This window comes from Mycobacterium sp. 852014-50255_SCH5639931 (genome assembly GCF_001665605.1).
Classification (GTDB): domain Bacteria; phylum Actinomycetota; class Actinomycetes; order Mycobacteriales; family Mycobacteriaceae; genus Mycobacterium; species Mycobacterium paraffinicum.
Genome location: NZ_LZSV01000023.1, coordinates 60967 through 81945, shown reverse-complemented (window position 1 = coordinate 81945; position 20979 = coordinate 60967). Strand labels below are relative to the sequence as shown.

The following is a 20979-nucleotide window of genomic DNA, read 5'->3' as shown; positions in this document are numbered from 1 at the left end:
ATATGCCCAATTCCTTTGAGATGGACGGACGCGGCCCCTCCGACCGGCAGCTGTTCGGCATCGGCATTGCGGTCGTGGTGGTCAGCGCCCTGCTCACCACCGCGATGTTGGTCAAATCGACCGGCCGGCTGAACGATTACGTGCGAGTGGTCGCCGATCTGCTGAACGTGGGCGACGGCCTTCCGCAGAAGTCGGACGTCAAATACCACGGCGTTCTTGTCGGGACGGTCAACGGCGTCGTCCCCGCAGCGCACGGCGAACCCAACTATGTCCACATCGACCTCAAAGAGGAATACGCCAAGTCGATTCCGGCCAACGTGACCGCGCGCGTGGTGCCCAGCAATGTCTTCGCCGTGTCATCGGTTCAGTTGGTGGGCAACGGCCCGGGCGTGAAAATCCGCGATGGCGCGCATATCCCGGAAGACAAGCGGCTTCCGACCGTTCTGTTTCAAACGACCGTGAGCAAGTTGCGCGACCTGCTCGCCGCGGCCGGGCGCGACCGCGATGACAGGTCGGTGGGCATCCTGGCCGCGCTGGGCGCCGCCACCGACCACCGCCGGGTGAGCCTGCTCAACGCAGGTGCGCAATTGAATCGCCTTCTCGATCAGCTCAATTCGATTGTCAGCACCGACACCGGCCCCTCGACGGTGTCCGCACTGCTGGAAGCGACCAATGGGCTCGCGCAAACGGCGCCCGATCTGCTCGACGCGTTGCATCAGGCCGTCGAGCCGATGCGGACGTTCGCCGAAACCCGCGGGCAACTGGCCTCGCTGTTGTCGGGCGCGGACTACACGGTCGGCACGACGCGACAATCGTTCGAAAACCACATCGACCAACTCATTCGGATCACCACCGATTTCACCCCCGTCCTGGGTGTGCTGGCGCAGAAGTCGAACAACTTCGTGCCCGCCGTCGCCAAACTCGACAACCTGGCCAACCAGTTCATGGAGCAGGTCTGGAACCCACAGACCAATCTCGGCAACATGCGCGCGATGCTGACGTTCACCCCCAGCTCCACCTACACGCGCGCCGACTGTCCGCACTACGGCGAGCTGAAGGGACCCAGCTGTTTCACCGCACCGCTGATTCCGGTGCGGCCCGATCTGCCCGACGTGCTGCTGCCGCAGAACTATCAACCGCCAAAGGATCTGGCTCCGCCGCCCGGCACCGTGATCGGTCCGGACGGAAACCTCGTCGCGGTGGGTCCGCCGCTGATCAACCCGACCCCCAACTTGTCGGACCCCAATCCCCCGCTGCCCGCGGGGATTACGCCGTCACCACCCGTGCCCGGGAGCGCGAATCCCGATAACCCGTCGCCTGGGGCGCCCGCGACACCACAACCGCACGAACCGTGGGTCGCGCCGGTGGCGCCCAAGGCGCCGTGGATTCCGCAGGCCTCCTTCGGCGGCTCCCGTTTCGGGGGGAACGTGGGACCCGTTGGGAGCCAGTACGAACGAAACGTGTTGGGCGTGATCACCGGCGCGCCCGCGACCGAAGCCACCGAGTTGCTGCTGGGTCCGGTCGCCCGCGGCACCACGGTATCGCTAGCTCACCCACCGGCTCAGTCGCCCGGGGAGGCCAAATGAAGTTTCGCGGCCCACTCATCGCGTTGACCCTGTTCATGGTTGTCTCGCTGACCCTGACCTGGCTGGTGTATGTGAGCCTGCGGCGCGACGTGGCCGGCAACACCGCCAAGTATTCGGCGGTGTTCAGCGACGTGTACGGGCTTCGTGAAGGCGACGACGTCCGGATGGCCGGAGTGCGCGTCGGCCGAGTCGAAAAAATCGATCTCGAAGGGAAACTGGCGAGAGTCTCGTTCGTGGTGCAGCAAGAACAGCGGCTGTTCGGCAACACCCTCGCGTCGGTGACGTATCAAAACATCGTCGGTCAGCGTTACCTCGGACTGTCTCTGGGGAAGGAAGGCAGTCCGGAGCCGCTCCCGCCCGGCAGCACGATTCCGCTGGAACGCACCGAACCCTCCTTCGACGTGACTACGCTGCTCAACGGCTACGAACCATTGTTCAGCCTGCTGAATCCCCACGACGCGGACAACCTCACCAAGGGCATCATCCAGTCGCTACAAGGCGACACGTCATCGCTCACCACGCTGGTCGGCCAGACGTCTACGCTCACAGAGACATTCGCGGGCCGCGACCAGGCCCTCGGCAGTGTGATCACCAATCTTGACAAGGTGATGGGCAACCTGGCCCAGCAGAACGACGACCTCGACGGGGTCATCACGCAGACCCGGAGCATCGTCGGCGAGCTGGACGCGCGGCGCCCGGACCTGGTCAGCTCGGTGGGTTCCCTGGCCCGGGTGACCGGCCGGCTGTCGGCCTCGGCCACGGACGTGTACCCCGCATTGCGCGAATTCATCGATCGCCAGCCCGGCGTCACCAAACACATCATGGACGTCGAACCGCAGGTGGCCTTCTTCGGCGACAACATCCCGCTGCTGCTGAAGGGGCTTACCCGGGTCGGCAATCAGGGAGCGTACGGCAATGCCTACGTGTGCGACGTGAACTTCATGGGGTTCTTCCCCGGCCTCAACGACGTGGTGCCGATCATCATCAACGCGGCGACGCCGGGCAACAAGGCATGGCACACCCCCAGATGCAGGAGTACGGCTGATGGCTGACCCGTCCGTACGGCTTCGGTTTTCGCGGATGACAAGGCGTCCGCTGGAAAGCTACAACAAGACCTGGCTTGGGTTCATCGCCGTCGCGGTGGTCGCGGTGATCATCGGGGTCATGCTGCTGGTGCATGCGCTCGGCGCCGGATACCGGCACTACACCGCGGAGTTCCTGCAAGCGGCCTCGCTGCGGGCCGGCAACCCGATCGTGGTCGCGGGCATCCCGGTGGGCAACGTCACCAGCATGAAACTCGTCGGTGACCATGTGGAGGCGGGGCTGAAGATCCGGGACAACATCGCGTTGGGCAAGGATTCCCGGGCGCAGATCAAGGTCACCACCATTCTCGGTTCGCGCTACCTCGCGCTGGAACCCAACGGCCCGGCGCACCTGCCCAACAACACCTTCGACTTGGCGCACACCGAGGTGCCCTACGACCTGCAAGCCGCGTTGCAGGACGCCACCACCACTTTCGAGCAGGTCGACTCCGACCGGTTCGCACAATCGCTTGCGGTGCTCGGCAAGCAGCTCGAGGGCCTACCGGCGGTTGTGCCGCAGGCGATTTCGAACATCAACACACTGTCGTCGATCATCGCGGTACGACGTGACCAACTCGGGCAGCTGCTGCGCAGCACCGAGCAGGTGACCAACACGCTGCGGCGTCAGCAGGCCGGCATCGGCACTCTGGTCGACCAGGGCCAAGACCTGCTGGGCCAATTCGTCGCGCGGCGCGCCGTTTTCCACGCGATGATGCAATCCCTCTCCAGTCTTGTCGACACCATGAGCCAGGTTGTTGTCAACGACCGGTCGGGTCTGGACGCGCTGATCAAAGACATGCGGGACTTCACCAACCTGATGTCTGCGCACGACGATCTGTTGCACAGCATGCTGCAAACCAGTCCGATCTTCTTCCGGGAGGCGGCCAACCTCACGGGTGACGGCAACGCGATCAACTTCAACGCCCCCAACGTTCCGTTGATCGACTCGTGGATGTGCGCGATCAGTGGCCGTGCCAAGCAATTCGGCATGATCCAGTATTTCAAGGACTGCAAGTGATGGGCCCGGCATCCAAAGCGGTGGCCGTCGTCGCCGCCGTCGCGGTCATCGCAGCGGTGGCCGGCATCGGTTGGTGGTACCTGGGTTCCGACGAGGACACGATCACCGTGACCGCGCAATTCGACAGCGCCTCGGGCCTCTACGAGGGCAACGTGGTGGCGGTACTGGGCATGCCGGTCGGCAAGATCACCAAGATCAATGCCAAGGGCGGCTATGTCGAAGTCGAATTCACCGTCGACCGCCACGTCAAAATTCCCGCCACCGTGCAGGCCGTCACGGTGTCGACCTCCATCCTCACCGACCGGCAGATCGAACTCACGCCGCCCTATCACAGCGGACCGACCCTGGAAAACCACGACACCATCGGCTTGCCCCGCACCAAGACGCCTGTCGAATTCAGCAGTGTCCTCAACGTTTTGGACAAGGTGACTAAGTCGCTCGAGGGCGACGGACATGGCGGCGGCCCGATCGCCGATGTGCTGGGCGGCGGCACCGAGGTGGTCAAAGGCAACGGCGAGAAGATCAAAGCGGCGCTGGGCGAGCTCTCCAAGGCGCTGCGCCTGTCCAGCGACGGCGGCGCCACGACCCGCGAGCAGATCACCACAATAGTCAGAAACATCAGCACGCTGTTCGATGCGGTGGCCGCCAATGACACGAAGTTGCGCGAATTCGCCTCCACCATCCACCAAGTCAGCCAGATCATGGCCGACGAGGACATTGGCAGCGGCAGCACGGGACGCAAACTCGATCAACTGATCCAGCGGGCCGGCGACCTGCTCGACGCCAACCGCGACAACATCAAGCAGGCCGCCCTCAACGGCAATACCACGCTGAAGATGGTGACCGACCAGCGGCGCGACCTGGCCGAACTCCTGGACCTTGCTCCGCTGGTGGCCGACAACGCCTACAACATGGTCGACCGGGCGAACGGCAGCGTGCGCGCACGCTTCCTCACGGACCGGTTGCTCTTCGACAGCCAGTACACCAAAGAGATCTGTAACTTGATGGGCCTTCGGCAACTGGGATGCAGCACAGGGACGATTCAGGATTTCGGCCCCGATTTCGGCTTGACCTATGTGCTGGACGGAATGGCCGCCATGGGGCAGAAGTGACTACCGCGGGCGCGCGGGGAATGCTTGCGGCGGTGGCCGCGGCAATGGTCACCGCGGGATGCGCTACGAACGGCCTTGCCAGCCTGCCCCTTCCGGCGCCGGGGCTGGGCTCGGGAGGCTATTCGCTGAACGCGGTGTTCTCCAACGCGCTCAACCTGCCGATGAACGCCAAGGTGAAGCTCGCCGGCGCCGACGTCGGCCAGCTCGAATCGATGGTCGCACGCAACTACACCGCGGTCATCCGGCTGCGCATCAGGGACGGAGTGCGATTGCCCCGGGGCAGCACCGCCGAATTGCGCACCGCGACACCACTGGGCGACGTGTTCGTCGCGCTCAAGCCGCCGGCCGCGGGCGATCCCGACGGGCCACTGTTGAAAAACGGCGACACGATCGGCCTGGATTTGACGGCGGCCGCGGCGACCGTCGAGTCGGTGCTGAGCTCAGCGGCGATTCTGGTGAATGGCGGTGCGGTACGCAATTTCACCAACATCATCAACGGTTTCGGCAAAGCGACCGGTGACCAGGGCCAGGCCTTCGGGGACATGATCCGCAAGTCCAACGAGTTGCTCGGGAGGCTGGATTCCCGGTCCGATCAGATCTCGAACGCGTTGACCCAATTGTCGCGACTGGCCGACCAACTCGACGCCAAGAACCAAACAATCACCGACCTGATGGCGGCGGCCAGTCCCGCAACTTCGGCACTGGCCGACAACACCACCCAGCTTTCCGATCTCGCCGTGCAGGTGGGTGACACCTCCCGGTTGCTGGCCAGGTTCCCGTCGATCGGTGGGACCGACACCAGCGGCCGCAGCATCATCCGTGACCTGAACACGGTCGCCGGGGCCGCCAACGACGTCGCGATGAGCCCGGATACCAGCTGGCTGGCGCTTAACCGGCTGATTCCCGCGCTGGTCAAATCGACTGCAGGAAACTCGATTTCGGTGAACGTGGGCGTAGACAAGATCATGCTCGGTTCGATCCCCGATATCGGATTCCCCGGTGACATCGGGCTGCACGGACCGCACCACTACAACGTGAACCTGCTCGTCGGCACCCTCAAATACACCCTCTGGCGGCTGCAGGAACGTGTCGTCGGCCGCGGTCCGAACTCGCCGCAGGTTCCCGTCATACCTGACCCGAACATCCCGGGCCAAATCGACGTCGCCCCCGGGCCACCACCGGCACCGGCCACGCCAGGACCGCAACCATGATCCGCGCCGTCGACAACTTCGCCAATACCGTTGTGCGAGCGGTGCGTACCGGTCACCGGCACCAGGTCTGGCTGTCGGTGGCGGGGCTGGTGCTCATCTTGGTCGTTGCCACCGCCTACCTGCTCATCGGCGCGTTGCGGGTGAAGCCATTCGCCTCGTCCTACCGGGTCACCGTGCAGTTGGCGGAATCCGGCGGCCTGCTGCCGAATCAGGATGTCGCGCTGCGAGGAGTGCGCGTTGGCCGGATCGAGTCGCTGCAGATCACCGACAACGGGGTGAACGCCGTCGCCAGCATCGCGTCGAAGGTGCGGATCCCGGCCAACAGCTTCGTGCACGTGTCGGCGCTCTCGCCGGCCGGTGAGCAATACATCAACTTTGAGGCCGCATCCGACGCCGGACCGTACCTGCACGACGGCAGCCTCATCACCTCGGACCACACCACCGTCCCGGTGAGCTTGGCGCAGTTGCTCGCCGACGCCGACGGGCTACTGGCCCAGGTTGACCCCCACAAGCTCGAGTTGATCAAAAAGGAGCTGAGCCTGAGCAAGGAGGGCCCGGCGAAGCTGACCGCCATCGTCGACGGCGGGACGTTCCTGCTGTCGACCCTTGATTCGGTGCTGCCCCAAACCACCAGCATCATCAAGACCAGCCGGGTCGTGCTCACACTGGCAAGCGACAAGAACGCCGGCTTGGGTGCTGCCGCAACGGAACTCGACAAAACACTGACCGGCGTGGCCAGGATGCAAGCCGGCTACCGCCGCTTGACCGACCGGACGCCGCGCACACTGTCGGCTGTCGACAACCTGTTCTCCGACAATTCCGACACGATGGTGCAGCTGCTGGGCAGCATGGCCACCATGTCGCAGCTGTTCTATCTGCGGGTGCCGGCGCTCAACGCGCTGTTCCCCGACTACCGTGGTTCGGTGCTGGACGCGGTGACGAGCACCTTCCACGACCACGGGGTGTGGGCGACGGCCGACCTCTATCCCCGCTACGTGTGCGACTACGGGACGCCATCGCACGCCTCCTCCGCCGCCGACTACTACGAGCCGTTCATGTACACCTACTGCCGCGACGACGACCCCGCGGTCTCGATCCGCGGCGCCAAGAACGCGCCGCGGCCGGGCGGCGACGACACCGCCGGTCCGCCGCCGGGAGCGGACCTGGGCCAACGGACCGACCCGACCCCCCGAGGCCGCTACACCATTCCCACCCCCTACGGCGGGCCGCCGCTGCCGATCGAACCGCCCCACTGAACCCGAACATCTGAGCCGATCCCTAGGAGATGACCGTGATCGTGACCACCAAGAAGAACCCGAAGGCCAAGGCGCGCGCCGAAGTGGAGCGGGACGCCGAAACACCGGAACCCGCAACCGAAGACGCCGACGAGGCACGCATCGAAGAATCCACCGATGCCGTCGACGAGGCCTCCGACGAAGACGATGATGGGCAATCCGAGGAAGACGAGGACGTCGGTGCGCTGCTCAAAGGCAAGCGTCGCGAGAGCGACCGCCCTAAGCGCCCGTGGAAACACTATCTGCGTCGCAGCGTGTTGCCGGTGTTACTCGTTGCCTCACTTGCCGTTTCGGGGTTCCTCGGCTGGCGGCTGTGGCAAGAGCATCAGGTCAAACTGGCCGGCGACCAGGCCCAACAGGCGGCCATCGCCTACGCGCAAGTGCTGACGAGCATTGATTCGAACAAGGTCGACGAGAACTTCAGGCAGGTTCTCGATGGCGCGACGGGCGAGTTCAAGGACATGTACACCCAGTCCAGCGTCAAGCTTCGGCAGCTGCTGATCGACAACAAGGCCACCGCACACGGCGTGGTGGTGGACTCGGCGATTCAGTCCGAGTCGGCGAACAAGGTTGTCGTGCTGGTCTTCATCGACCAGACGGTCACCAACACCGCCGCGCCCGACCCGCGCATCGACCGCAGCCGGATCAAGATGACCATGGAGAAGGTCGACGGCCGCTGGCGGGCAAGCAAGGTCCAGCTGCTGTGATGCGGCGAATACTCGCGGCATCGGTGATGATCGCCGCCGCAACGATTCCCGGCACGGCTCACGCGCACGCATCCGCGCCGTCGTTCTGCGGCGAGCTCGGCGGCGACTGGGACGGCCAGTACTGCCACACCTCCGTGACGTCAGAACGCAAGGCCGTCCGGGACATCAAGGTCGCGGTGCCCGATGACCTGGTCGACAACCCCACCACGGGCCCGGTGATCCGCGACTACCTGCACACCCTGGTCAACAATTGGAAGACGGCCAACGGCGCCATGGCCGCCGACAGCTACGGCGAGGAGAACTTCGAAGTATTCCGGCACGGCAATCTACTCAGCGCCGTGTTCCACGAGGACTACCACGCCGACGGGCCGAAGCCCAACAACGCCTACCGGACCTTCACGTTCGACATGGCAAGCGGCCGGCGGGTGCAGCTCGCGGATCTGACGACGTCAAATCCGCTGACGGCCATTCCCCCACTGGCTCAACCGTTTATCGAAACCGCGCTCAATCAGGCGCCGCCGCAACACGACCCGGGAACCTACCCGTTCACCGTCGACCGCTGGACTCCGGACAAGGTGTACTCCGGGGCCTACAAGGCCTGGGCGGTGACTCCGGACGAGTTAATCCTGTACATGCCGGACTATCCGGTGGCTCACGACGAGCCCCTCAACTTCACGCCCGGCGTCATGCAGTGGTTCATGGACGGCGGCACGGTGCAGGCGCACATCCCGCTGTCCGCCTTGGCGCCGGTGCTGCGCATCTAGGAGCGTCCACCGCTGCCGCGGGTTGTCTCCGTTGACTCAGTCCTCGGGGTTGTAGCCGAGGTTCGGGCCGAGCCAGCGCTCGGCTTCCCGCAGAGTCCAGCCCTTGCGCTTCGCGTAGTCGGCGACCTGGTCCTGGGCCATCCGACCGATCACGAAGTACTGCGACTGCGGGTGCGAGAAATACCAGCCGCTGACGGCGGCACCCGGCCACATCGCCATCGACTCCGTCAACTCGATACCAGTCCGCTCCTTGACGTCCATCAACTTCCAGAGCGTCGCCTTCTCGGTGTGCTCCGGGCAGGCCGGGTAGCCCGGGGCTGGGCGGACTCCCACGTACTTCTCACCGATGAGTGCCTCGTTGTCCAGCTGCTCGTCGGGCTGGAATCCCCAGAACTCCTTGCGGACCCGTTGGTGCATCCGTTCGGCGAAAGCCTCCGCCAGCCGGTCGGCGATCGACTCGAGCAGGATCGCGCTGTAGTCGTCGACGGCCGCCTTGAACTCCGCGATCTTTTCCTGGCTGCCGAGGCCCGCGGTGACAGCGAAGGCGCCGACGTAGTCAGCCAGACCGGTGCCCTTGGGCGCGATGTAGTCGCCCAGCGACCGGTTCGGGATGCCGTCGCGGTGCTCGCCCTGCTGGCGCAGGTTGTGCAACGTCGTCAGCACCTCGGTACGGGTCTCATCGGTGTACACCTCGACGTCCTCGCCGCCGGGGATGGCGTTGGCCGGGAAGAAGCCGATCACCCCGTTGGCGGTCAGCCACTTCTCCTTGATCAGGGTGTCAAGCATCTCCTGGGCGTCGTCGTACAGCTTGCGGGCCGCCTCGCCCGAGACGGGGTTGTTGAGGATGTCGGGGAACCTGCCCTTCATCTCCCATGCGTTGAAGAACGGCTGCCAGTCGATGTACTCGCGCAACTCGGCGAGGTCATAGTCATGAAATTGCCGCACACCGAGGCCCTGGGCGGGCACCGGCGGCGTGTAGCCGTCCCACTCGATCGGCGTCCGGTTGGCCCGGGCCTTCTCCAGCGTCACCATCGGCCGCTCGTTCTTCTGGGCGTGCCGTTCGCGGAGCGACGCGTAGTCCTTCTCGGTGGCCTCCAGCAGCGCTGGACGCTGCTTGTCGTCGAGAAGTGCGGCAGCGACCGGCACCGAGCGGGACGCGTCCTTGACCCAGACCACCGGACCGCTGCGGCGCGGCGACACCTTCACGGCTGTGTGGGCGCGCGAGGTGGTCGCGCCGCCGATCAGCAGCGGGATCTCCAGGCCCTGGCGTTCCATCTCGACGGCGAAGTTGACCATCTCGTCCAGGGACGGGGTGATCAGGCCGGACAACCCGATGATGTCGGCGTCGTGCTCCTTCGCAGCGGCCAGGATCTTCTCGGCGGGCACCATCACGCCGAGGTCGATCACTTCGAAGTTGTTGCACTGCAAGACGACTCCGACGATGTTCTTGCCGATGTCGTGGACGTCACCCTTGACGGTCGCCATCACGATCGTGCCGTTGGTGTCCTTGCCCGCAGCAGCGCCCGACTCTTCCTTCTCCGCCTCGATGAACGGCAGCAGGTACGCAACGGCCTTCTTCATGACCCGGGCCGACTTCACGACCTGGGGAAGGAACATCTTGCCCGAGCCGAACAGGTCACCGACGACGTTCATGCCGTCCATCAGGGGGCCCTCGATCACCTCGATCGGGCGACCACCCGCGGCGGCGATCTCGGCCCGTAGTTCCTCGGTGTCGGCATCCACGTGGGCGTCGATGCCCTTGACCAGGGCGTGCGTGATCCGCTCGCGGACCGGGAGGCTGCGCCATTCGGCCGCCGTCGGGTCTTCGGACTTCTCCGACCTGTTGAACCGTTCAGCGATCTCCAGGAGCCGTTCGGCCGCGTCCTCGCGACGGTTCAGGACGACATCCTCGATCCGGTCCCGCAGCTCGGGGTCGATCGAGTCGTAGGGCACCAGCGCACCGGCGTTGACGATGCCCATGTCCAGGCCGGCCTTGATGGCGTGGAACAGGAACACCGAATGGATCGCCTCGCGCACGGGGTTGTTACCCCGGAACGAGAAGGACACGTTCGAGATACCGCCGGAGATGTGCACCCCGGGAAGGTTTTCCTTGATCCAGGAGCAGGCCTCGATGAAGTCGATCCCGTAGGTCGCGTGCTCCTCGATACCGGTCGCCAGCGCGAAGCAGTTCGGATCGAAGATGATGTCCTCGGGTGGGAAACCGACCTCTTCGGTCAGGATCCGGTAGGCACGACCGCAGATCTCCTTGCGGCGCTCCAGGTTGTCGGCCTGACCCTGCTCGTCGAAGGCCATCACGACCACGGCGGCGCCGTACTTGCGGCACAGCCGCGCCTCGCGAATGAACTTCTCCTCGCCCTCCTTCATGGAGATCGAGTTGACGATCGGCTTGCCCTGCACGTTCTTCAGGCCCGCCTCGATGACCTCCCATTTGGAGGAGTCGATCATCACCGGGACTCGGCTGATGTCCGGCTCGGCCGCGATCAGCTTGGTGAACCGGTCCATCGCGGCGACGCCGTCGATCATGCCCTCGTCCATGTTGATGTCGATGACCTGCGCACCGACCTCGACCTGCTGCAGGGCGACCGACAGGGCGGTGTCGTAGTCCTCGGCCTTGATCAGGTTGCGGAACCGGGCCGAACCGGTGATGTTGGTGCGCTCACCGATGTTCACGAACAGGGAGTCGTCGGTGATGTTGAGCGGCTCCAGGCCCGAAAGCCGGGTGGCCACCTCGATCTCCGGCAGCTCGCGCGGTGGCTTGCCCTCGACGACCTTGGCGATTTCCGCGATGTGCGGCGGCGCCGTCCCACAGCAGCCACCGACCAGGTTGACCAGGCCGGCCTCGGCGAAGTCGGCGATGTAGCCCGCCTGGCGCTCCGGGTCCTCGTCGTATTCGCCGAAGGCGTTGGGCAGGCCCGCGTTCGGGTAGCACGAGACGAAGGTGTCCGCGATCCGCGCCATCTCGGCGATGTAGGGCCTCATCTCCGGCGCGCCCAGCGCGCAGTTCAGGCCGACCGCCAGCGGCTTGGCGTGCCTGATGGAGTTCCAGAACGCCTCGGTGACCTGGCCGGACAAAGTCCGCCCGGAAGCATCGGTGATGGTCCCCGAAATGATCACCGGCCAGCGTCGTCCCCGCTCCTCGAACAGCGTCTCGACGGCGAACACCGCCGCCTTGGCGTTCAGCGAGTCGAAGATCGTCTCGATGATGAGCAGGTCGGCACCGCCGTCGACCAGGCCGTTGGCGGCTTCGAGGTAGGCAGCGACCAGCAGGTCATAGGAGACGTTGCGGGCTCCGGGGTCGTTGACATCCGGCGAGATCGACGCGGTGCGCGTAGTCGGCCCGATTGCGCCGGCGACGTAGCGGGGCTTCTCCGGGGTGCTGAACTCGTCGGCGGCTTTGCGGGCCAGGGCGGCGCCGGCGTAGTTCAGCTCGTAGCTCAGGTCCTGCATGCCGTAGTCGGAGAGCGAGACCGCGTTCGCGTTGAACGTGTTGGTCTCCAGGATGTCGGCGCCCGCCTCGAGGTACTCGCGGTGGATCCCCTCGATGATCTGCGGCTGCGTCAGGTTGAGCAGGTCGTTGTTGCCCTGAAGAGCGGTCGGCCACTCCGTGAACCGGTCGCCGCGGTAGCCGGCCTCGTCCGGCCGGTCCCGCTGGATCGCCGTCCCCATCGCACCGTCGATCACCATGATCCGCTCGCGCAGAGCGGCCGTCAGCTCGTCGGTGCAGTCGGGGGGGATGTTCGGCACGAAGGTCTCTGACGCCGGGGCGCTATTAGGGGCGTTCACGTACGTTCCTTCCATAGCGGAAGGCGTCCTTGACTCTGCCGAGCGTGGCGGATACCGGCATGGACCGGCGAACCGTTGCAACGCCTCTCGACCAGAAAAGTCTACGTCCCCACTCGACGTCTGGACGCCCAGCTCGACGTGACCCGTTTGGCGTTCGCAGTGCCCGTACGCGCCACCTCGCGGATCGTGTCGGCGATGTCGTAGTTACCAATGTTAACCAGTTTGCAGCTGAACGTATTTCGTCTCGACCGCGTCGCCGACCGTCACCCGCTGCGCCAAAGTGTCGAGATGTCGGTGTCGTAGCGATGTTCGTTAGCGGCAGCCACCTCTATAAGGATAGTCGGCCTATGCAAATCCCCCGGTGAAGCGCCCATCGGCCGGCAATCGACAGCCACCGCGCACCGAACATCGGGGCGCAAGGCCGTACGCTAAATCTGTGACCCCGCCCCAGGGCCTCCCCGACAGAGAAGCCGCGCTGCCCGAACTGCACAACACCATCGTCGTGGCGGCGTTTGAGGGCTGGAACGACGCCGGCGACGCGGCCAGCGACGCGCTCGAGCACCTCGAGGCCATCTGGGAAGCCGACCCGATCCTGGAGATCGACGACGAGGCATATTACGACTACCAGGTGAATCGCCCGGTCATTCGGCAGGTCGACGGCGTGACCCGCGAGCTGGTGTGGCCGGCGATGCGCATCTCGCACTGTCGCCCGCCGGGCAGCGACCGCGACGTCGTGCTGATGCACGGGGTGGAACCCAACATGCGCTGGCGCACCTTCTGCGCCGAATTGGTCGCCATCGCCGACAAGCTCAACGTGGACACCGTGGTCATTCTGGGCGCCCTGCTGGCCGACACGCCGCACACCCGGCCGGTGCCGGTCTCGGGCGCGGCCTACTCCCCCGAGTCGGCGAAGCGCTTCGGGCTCGAGGAGAGCCGCTACGAGGGCCCGACCGGCATCGCCGGGGTGTTCCAGGACGCCTGCGTGGCCGCCGGGATTCCCGCCGTGACGTTCTGGGCGGCGGTGCCGCACTACGTGTCGCAGCCGCCGAACCCGAAGGCGACGGTGGCGCTGCTGCGCCGCGTCGAGGATGTGCTCGACATCGAGGTTCCGCTGGCCGACCTGCCGACGGAGGCCGAGGAGTGGGAGCAGGCCATCACCGAGATGGCTTCCGAGGACGAGGATTTGGCCGAATACGTGTCGTCGCTGGAGCAGCGCGGCGACGCCGAGGTCGACATGAACGATGCCCTGGGCAAGATCGACGGCGACGCGCTCGCCGCCGAGTTCGAGCGGTATTTGCGCCGCCGCCGCCCCGGGTTCGGGCGGTAAACCTCGGCCGCTAAGCCTTTTTGCCCAAGCCCTGGTTGTAGGCGCTGGTGGAGCGCCCGAGCGCGACCACCTGGGCGTCCAGTTGGGGCAGCAGCTCCGCGGTGGGTTTGTGCAGGGGCAGTTCCCCGGCCGGGGTGGACAGCACCGGCTTGATCCAGCGGAACAGGGCCACCCAGCGCGGGCAGTAGATCCGATTCCGGCGAGCCTCGATGCCCTTGACGAACGCGTCCGCGCATTTGTCGACGGTGGTGGTCTTGTTCAGCGGCCACGGGAAGCTGGCGAGCAGCTTGCCGAAGGCGGGCAGGTCGGCCTCGGTGTCGCGGACCAGCGCGGTGTCGATCCACGACATGTGCGACGAGCCGACGCTGACGCCGCGGTGGGCAACCTCCAGCCGCAGCGCGTTGGCGAAGATCTCGACGGCGGCCTTCGACGCGTTGTAGGGGGCCAGGCCCGGACAGGCGGCGTAGGCGGCCAGCGACGAGACGATCAGCACGTAGCCGCGGCGCTCGATCACCGCCGGCAGCGTGGCGCGCACGGTGTTGAAGACGCCGAGCACGTTGATGTCCATCACCCGCTTGAACGCCTCGGGATCGACCTGCAACACCGACCCGTAGCTGGCGATGCCGGCGTTGGCCACCACAACGTCGATGCCGCCGAAGCGCTCGACCGCCTGAGCGGCCACGGCCTGCATGGCCGACAGGTCGCGCACGTCGGCGACCGCGGTCAGCACCCGGTCGCCGCCGATCTCGGCGGCCAGCGCGGCCAGCTCGGCGTCGTTGAGGTCGGTGAGCACGAGCTTGGCGCCCTTCTTGCCCAGCCGGCGGGCGACCTCGGCCCCAATCCCCCGGGCCCCACCGGTTATCAAAACAACTCTGTCCTGCAGCGACGTCATGGCGTCAAGGTACCGCCTTTAGAGTTCCACCCCGAGCAGCGCATCGATCGCGGTTGCCACCAGCTTCGGCGCCTCGGTGTCGTGGCCGTCGTATTCGAGAGCATCGGTGGACCAACCATCAAGCGCGGCAAGCGCTTTGGGTGTGTTCAGGTCGTCGGCCAGGTATTGGCGCACCCGCGCGATCACATCGGCGGCGTCCGGGCCGGCGGGCAGGCCGGTCGCGGTGCGCCAGCGCCGCAGCCGGGAGTTGGCCTCGTCGAGCACCTGCTGGCTCCAGAACCGGTCGGCGCGGTAGTGCCCGGACAGGAGGCCCAGCCTGATGGCCGCCGGCTCGACGCCCTGCGCGCGCAACGTCGACACCAGCACCAGGTTGCCGCGGCTCTTCGACATCTTGTGGCCGTCCCAGCCGATCATCCCGGCATGCACATAGTGCCGGGCGAATCGCCGTTCGCCTCGAACACATTCGGCGTGTGCGGCGGTGAACTCGTGGTGCGGGAAGATCAGGTCGCTGCCCCCACCCTGGATGTCCAGGCCGCTGCCGATGCGGCTGAGTGCGATCGCCGCGCACTCGACGTGCCAGCCGGGCCGGCCGTCGCCGAACGGTGACGGCCAGCTCGGCTCCCCCGGCCGCGCGGCGCGCCACAGCAGGGCGTCCAGCTCGTCGCTCTTGCCGGGACGCCGCGGGTCGCCGCCGCGCTGCTCGAAGAGCCGCAGCATGGTTTCACGGTCGTAGCCGGACTCGTAGCCGAACTGCGGCGTGGCGTCGGCCCGGTAGTAGACGTCCGGGTAGTCGCCGTCGACGACGTACGCCGCCCCCGACGCCAACATCTTCTCGACGAGCTCGATCACCTCGGGGATCGCCTGGGTGGCCGCAACGTAATCGCGCGGCGGCAGGACCCGCAGCGCCGCCATGTCCTCGCGGAAGCGCGCGACCTCACGATCGCCGAGCTCACGCCAGTCGACACCGTCGCGGTCGGCGCGCTCGAACAGCGGATCGTCGACGTCGGTGACGTTCTGCACGTAGTGCACGGCGTGGCCGAGGTCCAGCCACTGTCGGTAGACCAGGTCGAACGTCAGATAGGTGGCCGCATGACCGAGATGAGTGGAGTCATACGGGGTGATGCCGCAGACGTACATGGTCGCAGTCGATCCGGCCGCCACCGGCCGCACCTGCCGGTCGGAGGTGTCATACAGCCGGAGCTCCGGGCCACGTCCCGGCAACACCGGAAGCGGCGGAAACTCCCACGACTGCATGGCATCGACTCTAAACGCGGTGACCTAGCGCCATGCGTCGCGGATGGCAGCGAGCAGGATCGGCGCCACCTCGGCGCGGCACATCACGAAGTCGGGTAGGTACGGATCGAACTGGTTGTAGCGCATCGGTGAGCCGTCCAACCGGGACGCGTGCATCCCGGCGGCCATCACCACCCCGGCCGGCGCGGCCGAATCCCACTCCCACTGCCCGCCCGCGTGCAGGTAGGCGTCGACGTCGCCGTCGATGATTGCCATCGCCTTGGCGCCCGCCGAGCCGATGGCCACCGGCTGGATCGCGAGGGACTGGCGCATCCGGTGCAGCACGAAGGGCGGCCGGGTGGCGCTGACGGCGATTCGAAACGTGTGCGGTATGCCGACGCGCGCGGCGTCGGCGGTCACGGTGTCGGTGCGGTACACGGTGTTCCCGCGGGCCGGCAACGACACCGCGGCGTCGGTGATCTCCCGCTGGCCGTTGCTGGGACGCTGCCAGAGCGCGATGTGCACCGCCCAGTCGTCGCGGCCCGGCGTGGAAAACTCACGGGTGCCATCCAGCGGGTCGATGATCCACACCCGGTCGTGCTTGAGCCGGACCAGGTCGTCGTAGGCCTCCTCGCTGAGCACGGCATCGTCAGGGCGCTCGGCGCGCAGCCGCCGCAGGATCAGCTCGTTGGCCAGGGTGTCCCCGGCGTCGCCCAACGCCCACGGATGACCGAAGCCGATCTCGTCGCGCATTTTCAGCAGCAGCTCCCCCGCGTCCGCGGCGAGTTCGGCGGCCAGTGCGGCGTCGGTCAGCTCATCCGGGGCCTGGCTCACCGGTTCAGTATCGCCGACGCCCGTGCGGGGCTTAAACCCGTGGCGGCGACCGGCTGCGGCCGGCTACGCCGCGCTTGCCATCGCCTCACACGTCCGGCCCTAGAAGGCCGGCCACGGAATGGGTCGGTGCCGGTTGGGTCCCGGCATCACCGGATCGTCGAGCAGCGCGTGCGCGCGCCTGCGCAGCGCCGCGATCTCCGCCCGCGTGATGTGCTCGGCCAGTTCGTCGCACAGCGCGCCCGTCAGGGCCTCTGTGAGCCCGGCGACCGCCTCCATCATCTTCTGGTCGACCGGCTTGTTGGCCCAGCCCCACAGCACCGTGCGCAGCTTGTTCTCGACATGCAGGCACACACCGTGGTCGACGCCGTAGATGTGGCCCTCAACGTCGCGCAGAACATGACCACCCTTGCGGTCGGCGTTGTTGACCAGCACGTCGAAGACCGCCATCCGCCGCAGCCGGATGTCGTCGGCGTGCATCAACACGACCTCGTCGCCGGCATAGTCGTAGGCCCGCAGCACCGGCAGGTAACCGGGTTGCGGTTGGTTGGCGGGAAACAGGTCGACCAGGTCAGGGCCGGGCCTCGGGTCGGAGTCGGCCGCGTCGCCCGGTTGGTCCACCCAGAGTTGCAGCATGCCCGGACCGGCCGGCCCGTGACGAATCACCGTGTAGGGCACGATGTTCCACCCCAACTGCGTCGACACCAGGTAGGCCGCGAGTTCACGACCGGCCAGCGTTCCGTCGGGAAAGTCCCACAGCGGGGCTTCGCCGGAGATCGGCTTGTAGACGCAGTGCACGGTCGATTCGCCGAGCGTGGACTCGCACAAGAAGGTGGCGTTGCTGGCTGAGCGGATGCGTCCGATGACCGTCAGCTCGCCGTTGCGCAACACCTCACGGTCGTCAGGCCTCAAGTTCATCGTCAGGCCCGAGCAGCGCGCTGCGCCTATACCCGTTGGCGCGCGCGCAGATATGGCCCTCCGGATCCAACGGTTCGTCGCACAGCGGGCACGGCGGGCGCCCCGCTGAGATGACGCGGTTGGAGCGCGAGGCGAACTGCCGCGCCGACTCCGGCGTCAAGAACACCCGCACCGCGTCGGGCCCCTCGTCGGTGTCATCGAGCACCACCGACGCGTCGAATTCGGCGTCGGTGACGGCCAGCAACTCGACCACCACGGTCTGGGCCTCCGAATCCCAGCCCAGGCCCATGGTTCCAACCCGGAACTCGGCATCGACGGGGGTGATCAGCGGGTTCAGGTCCTCGACCTCGGCGGGCTCCGGCGGCACCGGGGTGCCGAACCTGCGATTCACCTCGAGCAGCAGCGCACCGATGCGCTCGGCCAGAACCGCCACCTGCTGCTTCTCCAACACCACCGACACCACCCGGGCATCGTGCACCGCCTGTATGTAGAACGTGCGGTTTCCGGGCTGACCAACGGTCCCGGCCACGAAGCGGTCGGGTGTGCGGAAGACGTGAATTGCGCGGGCCATGGCACCTCCAAAATACCGGCTGTTGCCTTCGCCGTGCGATTCGATTGCCCCGCGACAGCTGAATTAATCAGTCGAGCCGCCGAGCACCGCGTCGCCGGACGGTACGGGCGCGGCCGGCTGTTCCGTTGGCCCCGCCCCGGACTCGCCGTCCGTCTTCGCCTTCGCCTCATCCTGGGGCGGCGGTCCGGCCCGCAGCGCTGCAGCCAACTTCGCACCGGTGTGGTTGACGTGCAACACAAACGGGCGCAGTTCGGTGTATCGGATCACACTCACCGACGCCGGGTCGGCGGTGACCCGCTGGAATGCGTCCAGGTGCATGCCGTAGGCGTCGGCGACGACCGCCTTGATGACATCACCGTGAGTGCAGGCCACCCACAGGGCGTCGCCGCCGTGCTCCGCCGCCAGCCGCCGATCGTGTTCCCGGACGGCGGCCACGGCGCGCGCCTGCACTTGCGCCAGCCCCTCGCCGCCGGGGAACACCGCCGCGCTCGGGTGGGCCTGCACAACCCGCCACAGCGGCTCCCCGGCCAGCTCGGCGATCTTGCGGCCGGTCCACTCCCCGTAGTCCACTTCGGCGAGCCGGTCTTCGATGAGCGGCTCGAGGCACAGCGCCTCGGCGAGCGGCTCGACGGTGCGCCGGCAACGCAGCAGTGGCGAACTGATCAGCCCCCGGATGGGCAGGTCACCGATCCGGTCGATCAGCCCGGCGGCCTGATCGCGGCCCTTGTCGTCAAGGTCGACGCCCTCGGAGCGTCCGGCGAGGACGCCGGCGGTGTTCGAGGTGGAGCGACCATGGCGCAACAGGATGACCGTCATGCCGCGGTGTCCCACCGAGACGTCGCCCAAACCACGATCACGACCGTACCCGGTGCGGGTGCGGGTTCTTGACTAGCGCGTGACCGGGACCGCGTGCGCCACCGAGTCACGAACGGCGGCGATCAGGCTGCGCTCGTCGGAGACGTCGATATCGACCAGGCTGCGGATCGCCCTGGCGACCACCTCATCCGCCTGGGGAACTGGCCCGGCAAGGCGCGGTCGGTAAATCTCGACGACAAGCGATCGGTGCTCGATGTGGAACGCAAAACTGCGCCCATCACCGACTTGTCCATACCCGCTGGCGAAAATGCCTGTCGACAGATCCTCGACAGCAAACTCTTTCTCCGCGGTATGCCGGTCAACGGTGACGGCCATGGCCCGACCATACCTCGCCCGCGGGACTTGATGTAGGCGACATGGCCATATTGGATGCGAAGGCGTTCCTTAGTATGCCTAGTCCATAGTCGTTACGCGAGGGAAAATAATTGCTGTCAACGCACATGCGTCGCCGAGCGGCAGCTCACCGGGGTTTACTCGGCATCGCGCTTTTGCTGGGCGCCGTCACGGGATGTTCGTCGAATACATTCAAATCCGCACCGCCCACCATCGAACCGGCCGTGGCCGCAGTGTCGCCGCCGGTGTCGCAGAACCCGGCCGGCGAGGTGCGCGCGCTGGCCGCCCGCGCCACCGCCGCGGCGTTCGACGGCGGCACGCACCAGCTGGCGGTGCTGACGCCCGCCGGCGCCCCGCCCGCGCCTGCCACCGTCACCATCTTCGGTGACCCCAAGGCCGCACCGCGCGTCATCGACCTGCCGGTACCGGCGACCTCGTTGACCGACGACGGCCACGGCAGGCTCTTCCTGGCCGTCCGAGGTGGCTATGTCGTAATCGACCTGACCACCGGCCACACGAGGCAGGTGAACGTCACCGACGCCGAGCAGGCCGACTTCACCGCGGTGGCCCAACGCGCCGACGGCAAACTGGTGCTGGGCAGCGCCGACGGGGCCGTCTATACCCTTGCCTCGCCGACGCCGGACAGCGTCGACACCGCTACCGTCGGCAGCCGGACCAAGATCTTCGCCCGCGTCGATGCGCTTGCCACGCAAGGGAATACGACGGCGGTCCTGGACCGGGGGCAAACCTCGGTGACCACGATCGGCGCCGACGGTCAAGCCCGCCAGGCGTTGCGGGCGGGCGAAGGCGCAACCACCATGGCCGCGGACCCGTGGGGCCGGGTGCTGGTCGCCGACACCCGGGGCGGCCAGCTGCTGGTGTACGGCGTCGACCCGCTGATCTTGCGACAGGCCTATCCGGTGCCCCAGGCGCCATACGGCCTGGCCGGCTCCCGCGAGTTGAGCTGGGTAACCCAGACCGCTTCCAATATGGTGATTGGTTACGATCTGTCCACCGGAATTCCCGTCGAAAAGGTGCGTTACCCGACCGTGCAGCAACCGAACTCACTGGCCTTCGATGAAGCGTCAGACACCTTGTACGTGGTGTCGGGGTCCGGTGCGGGGGTTCAGGTCATCGATCACGCGGCGGGTAAGCGTTGACCGCGCCGCGCCGGAGTCAGTTGCCCGCGGGCTGGGACACCGAGCTGTCCGACGAATACGAGTGGGTGCCGCTGCGCCTGCCGCCTGAGGTGACCCGTGTCAGCGCGTCCATCCGGCTGTCCATCGAGGCCGAATACCGGGGCTGGGAGCTGACCCGGGTGCGGCTCTACACCGACGGCAGCAGACGAGTGCTGTTGCGCCGCAAGAAGTCTCGCCTGGACAACCGCCGACCCGACCAGCCGCAACTGTGACGATGGCC

At 66.6% G+C, this 20979-nt stretch carries 19 protein-coding genes; 11 read left to right on the top strand and 8 right to left on the bottom strand.

Going from position 1 to position 20979, the window contains the following annotated elements; all coding sequences use genetic code 11:
• Positions 1–2 precede the first annotated feature (2 nt).
• From A5758_RS14155 to A5758_RS14120, 8 genes are read left to right on the top strand one after another with little or no spacing between them, the layout of a single operon-like run.
• Positions 3–1586, top strand: coding sequence for an MlaD family protein (locus A5758_RS14155; RefSeq protein WP_067740846.1), 1584 nt, complete (start codon positions 3–5; stop codon positions 1584–1586).
• Positions 1583–2638, top strand: coding sequence for an MlaD family protein (locus tag A5758_RS14150; protein WP_067200722.1), 1056 nt, complete (start codon positions 1583–1585; stop codon positions 2636–2638). Before A5758_RS14155 ends, A5758_RS14150 begins: the two co-directional genes overlap by 4 nt.
• Positions 2631–3686 (top strand): MCE family protein, encoded by a 1056-nt coding sequence (locus A5758_RS14145; protein WP_067740843.1) that lies wholly within the window; start codon positions 2631–2633, stop codon positions 3684–3686. The genes A5758_RS14150 and A5758_RS14145 overlap by 8 nt, the downstream gene beginning before the upstream one ends.
• Complete coding sequence (locus A5758_RS14140; protein ID WP_067740842.1) at positions 3686–4798, top strand: MCE family protein; 1113 nt, start codon at positions 3686–3688, stop codon at positions 4796–4798. The genes A5758_RS14145 and A5758_RS14140 overlap by 1 nt, the downstream gene beginning before the upstream one ends.
• Positions 4795–6009 (top strand): MlaD family protein, encoded by a 1215-nt coding sequence (locus A5758_RS14135; protein ID WP_197503940.1) that lies wholly within the window; start codon positions 4795–4797, stop codon positions 6007–6009. Before A5758_RS14140 ends, A5758_RS14135 begins: the two co-directional genes overlap by 4 nt.
• Positions 6006–7265 carry an MlaD family protein gene (locus tag A5758_RS14130; protein WP_067200734.1) on the top strand — a complete coding sequence of 420 codons (1260 nt, stop codon included), beginning with the start codon at positions 6006–6008 and terminating at the stop codon, positions 7263–7265. The genes A5758_RS14135 and A5758_RS14130 overlap by 4 nt, the downstream gene beginning before the upstream one ends.
• Before the next feature lie 29 nt (positions 7266–7294).
• Positions 7295–8011, top strand: a complete 717-nt coding sequence (locus tag A5758_RS14125; RefSeq protein WP_067200737.1) for a tetratricopeptide repeat protein — start codon at positions 7295–7297, stop codon at positions 8009–8011.
• Positions 8008–8775, top strand: a complete 768-nt coding sequence (locus A5758_RS14120) for a mannan-binding family protein (protein WP_156622633.1) — start codon at positions 8008–8010, stop codon at positions 8773–8775. The genes A5758_RS14125 and A5758_RS14120 overlap by 4 nt, the downstream gene beginning before the upstream one ends.
• Before the next feature lie 36 nt (positions 8776–8811).
• Here the strand turns inward: A5758_RS14120 and metH are convergent, their stop codons facing one another.
• The gene (gene metH, locus A5758_RS14115; protein WP_067740838.1) at positions 8812–12594 is read right to left on the bottom strand and encodes a methionine synthase; all 3783 of its coding nucleotides are present in this window, start codon (positions 12592–12594) and stop codon (positions 8812–8814) included.
• Between the two features lie 421 nt (positions 12595–13015).
• Between metH and A5758_RS14110 the strand changes: the two genes are divergently transcribed.
• Positions 13016–13906: a PAC2 family protein gene (locus tag A5758_RS14110; RefSeq protein ID WP_067200743.1), complete on the top strand. Its 891-nt coding sequence runs from the start codon at positions 13016–13018 to the stop codon at positions 13904–13906.
• Between the two features lie 10 nt (positions 13907–13916).
• Here A5758_RS14110 and A5758_RS14105 read toward each other — a convergent pair whose 3' ends face one another.
• From A5758_RS14105 to A5758_RS14075, 7 genes are all read right to left on the bottom strand, one after another.
• On the bottom strand, positions 13917–14798 hold the full coding sequence (locus A5758_RS14105; protein ID WP_067740837.1) for an SDR family oxidoreductase: 882 nt from the start codon (positions 14796–14798) through the stop codon (positions 13917–13919).
• An 18-nt stretch (positions 14799–14816) separates the two neighbouring features.
• Positions 14817–16052 carry a cysteine--1-D-myo-inosityl 2-amino-2-deoxy-alpha-D-glucopyranoside ligase gene (gene mshC / locus A5758_RS14100; protein ID WP_067740835.1) on the bottom strand — a complete coding sequence of 412 codons (1236 nt, stop codon included), beginning with the start codon at positions 16050–16052 and terminating at the stop codon, positions 14817–14819.
• A 24-nt stretch (positions 16053–16076) separates the two neighbouring features.
• Positions 16077–16844: a 3'(2'),5'-bisphosphate nucleotidase CysQ gene (locus tag A5758_RS14095; protein ID WP_231987316.1), complete on the bottom strand. Its 768-nt coding sequence runs from the start codon at positions 16842–16844 to the stop codon at positions 16077–16079.
• A gap of 120 nt (positions 16845–16964) precedes the next feature.
• A complete protein-coding gene (locus tag A5758_RS14090; RefSeq protein WP_082939195.1) occupies positions 16965–17780 on the bottom strand; it encodes an SCO1664 family protein in 816 nt (271 codons plus the stop codon).
• Positions 17764–18351, bottom strand: a complete 588-nt coding sequence (locus tag A5758_RS14085) for a DUF3090 domain-containing protein (protein WP_067200757.1) — start codon at positions 18349–18351, stop codon at positions 17764–17766. Before A5758_RS14085 ends, A5758_RS14090 begins: the two co-directional genes overlap by 17 nt.
• A gap of 63 nt (positions 18352–18414) precedes the next feature.
• The gene (locus tag A5758_RS14080) at positions 18415–19167 is read right to left on the bottom strand and encodes a histidine phosphatase family protein (protein WP_067200761.1); all 753 of its coding nucleotides are present in this window, start codon (positions 19165–19167) and stop codon (positions 18415–18417) included.
• 72 nt (positions 19168–19239) lie between these two features.
• On the bottom strand, positions 19240–19542 hold the full coding sequence (locus A5758_RS14075; RefSeq protein WP_067200764.1) for a hypothetical protein: 303 nt from the start codon (positions 19540–19542) through the stop codon (positions 19240–19242).
• A 125-nt stretch (positions 19543–19667) separates the two neighbouring features.
• On the opposite strand from A5758_RS14075, the gene A5758_RS14070 reads away from it, so the two are divergent.
• Both A5758_RS14070 and A5758_RS14065 read left to right on the top strand, forming a co-directional pair.
• Entirely contained in the window at positions 19668–20720 is a 1053-nt protein-coding gene (locus tag A5758_RS14070) for a YncE family protein (RefSeq protein WP_067740832.1), read from the top strand.
• Entirely contained in the window at positions 20717–20971 is a 255-nt protein-coding gene (locus A5758_RS14065; protein ID WP_067740831.1) for a DUF5703 family protein, read from the top strand. Before A5758_RS14070 ends, A5758_RS14065 begins: the two co-directional genes overlap by 4 nt.
• Positions 20972–20979: the final 8 nt, after the last annotated feature.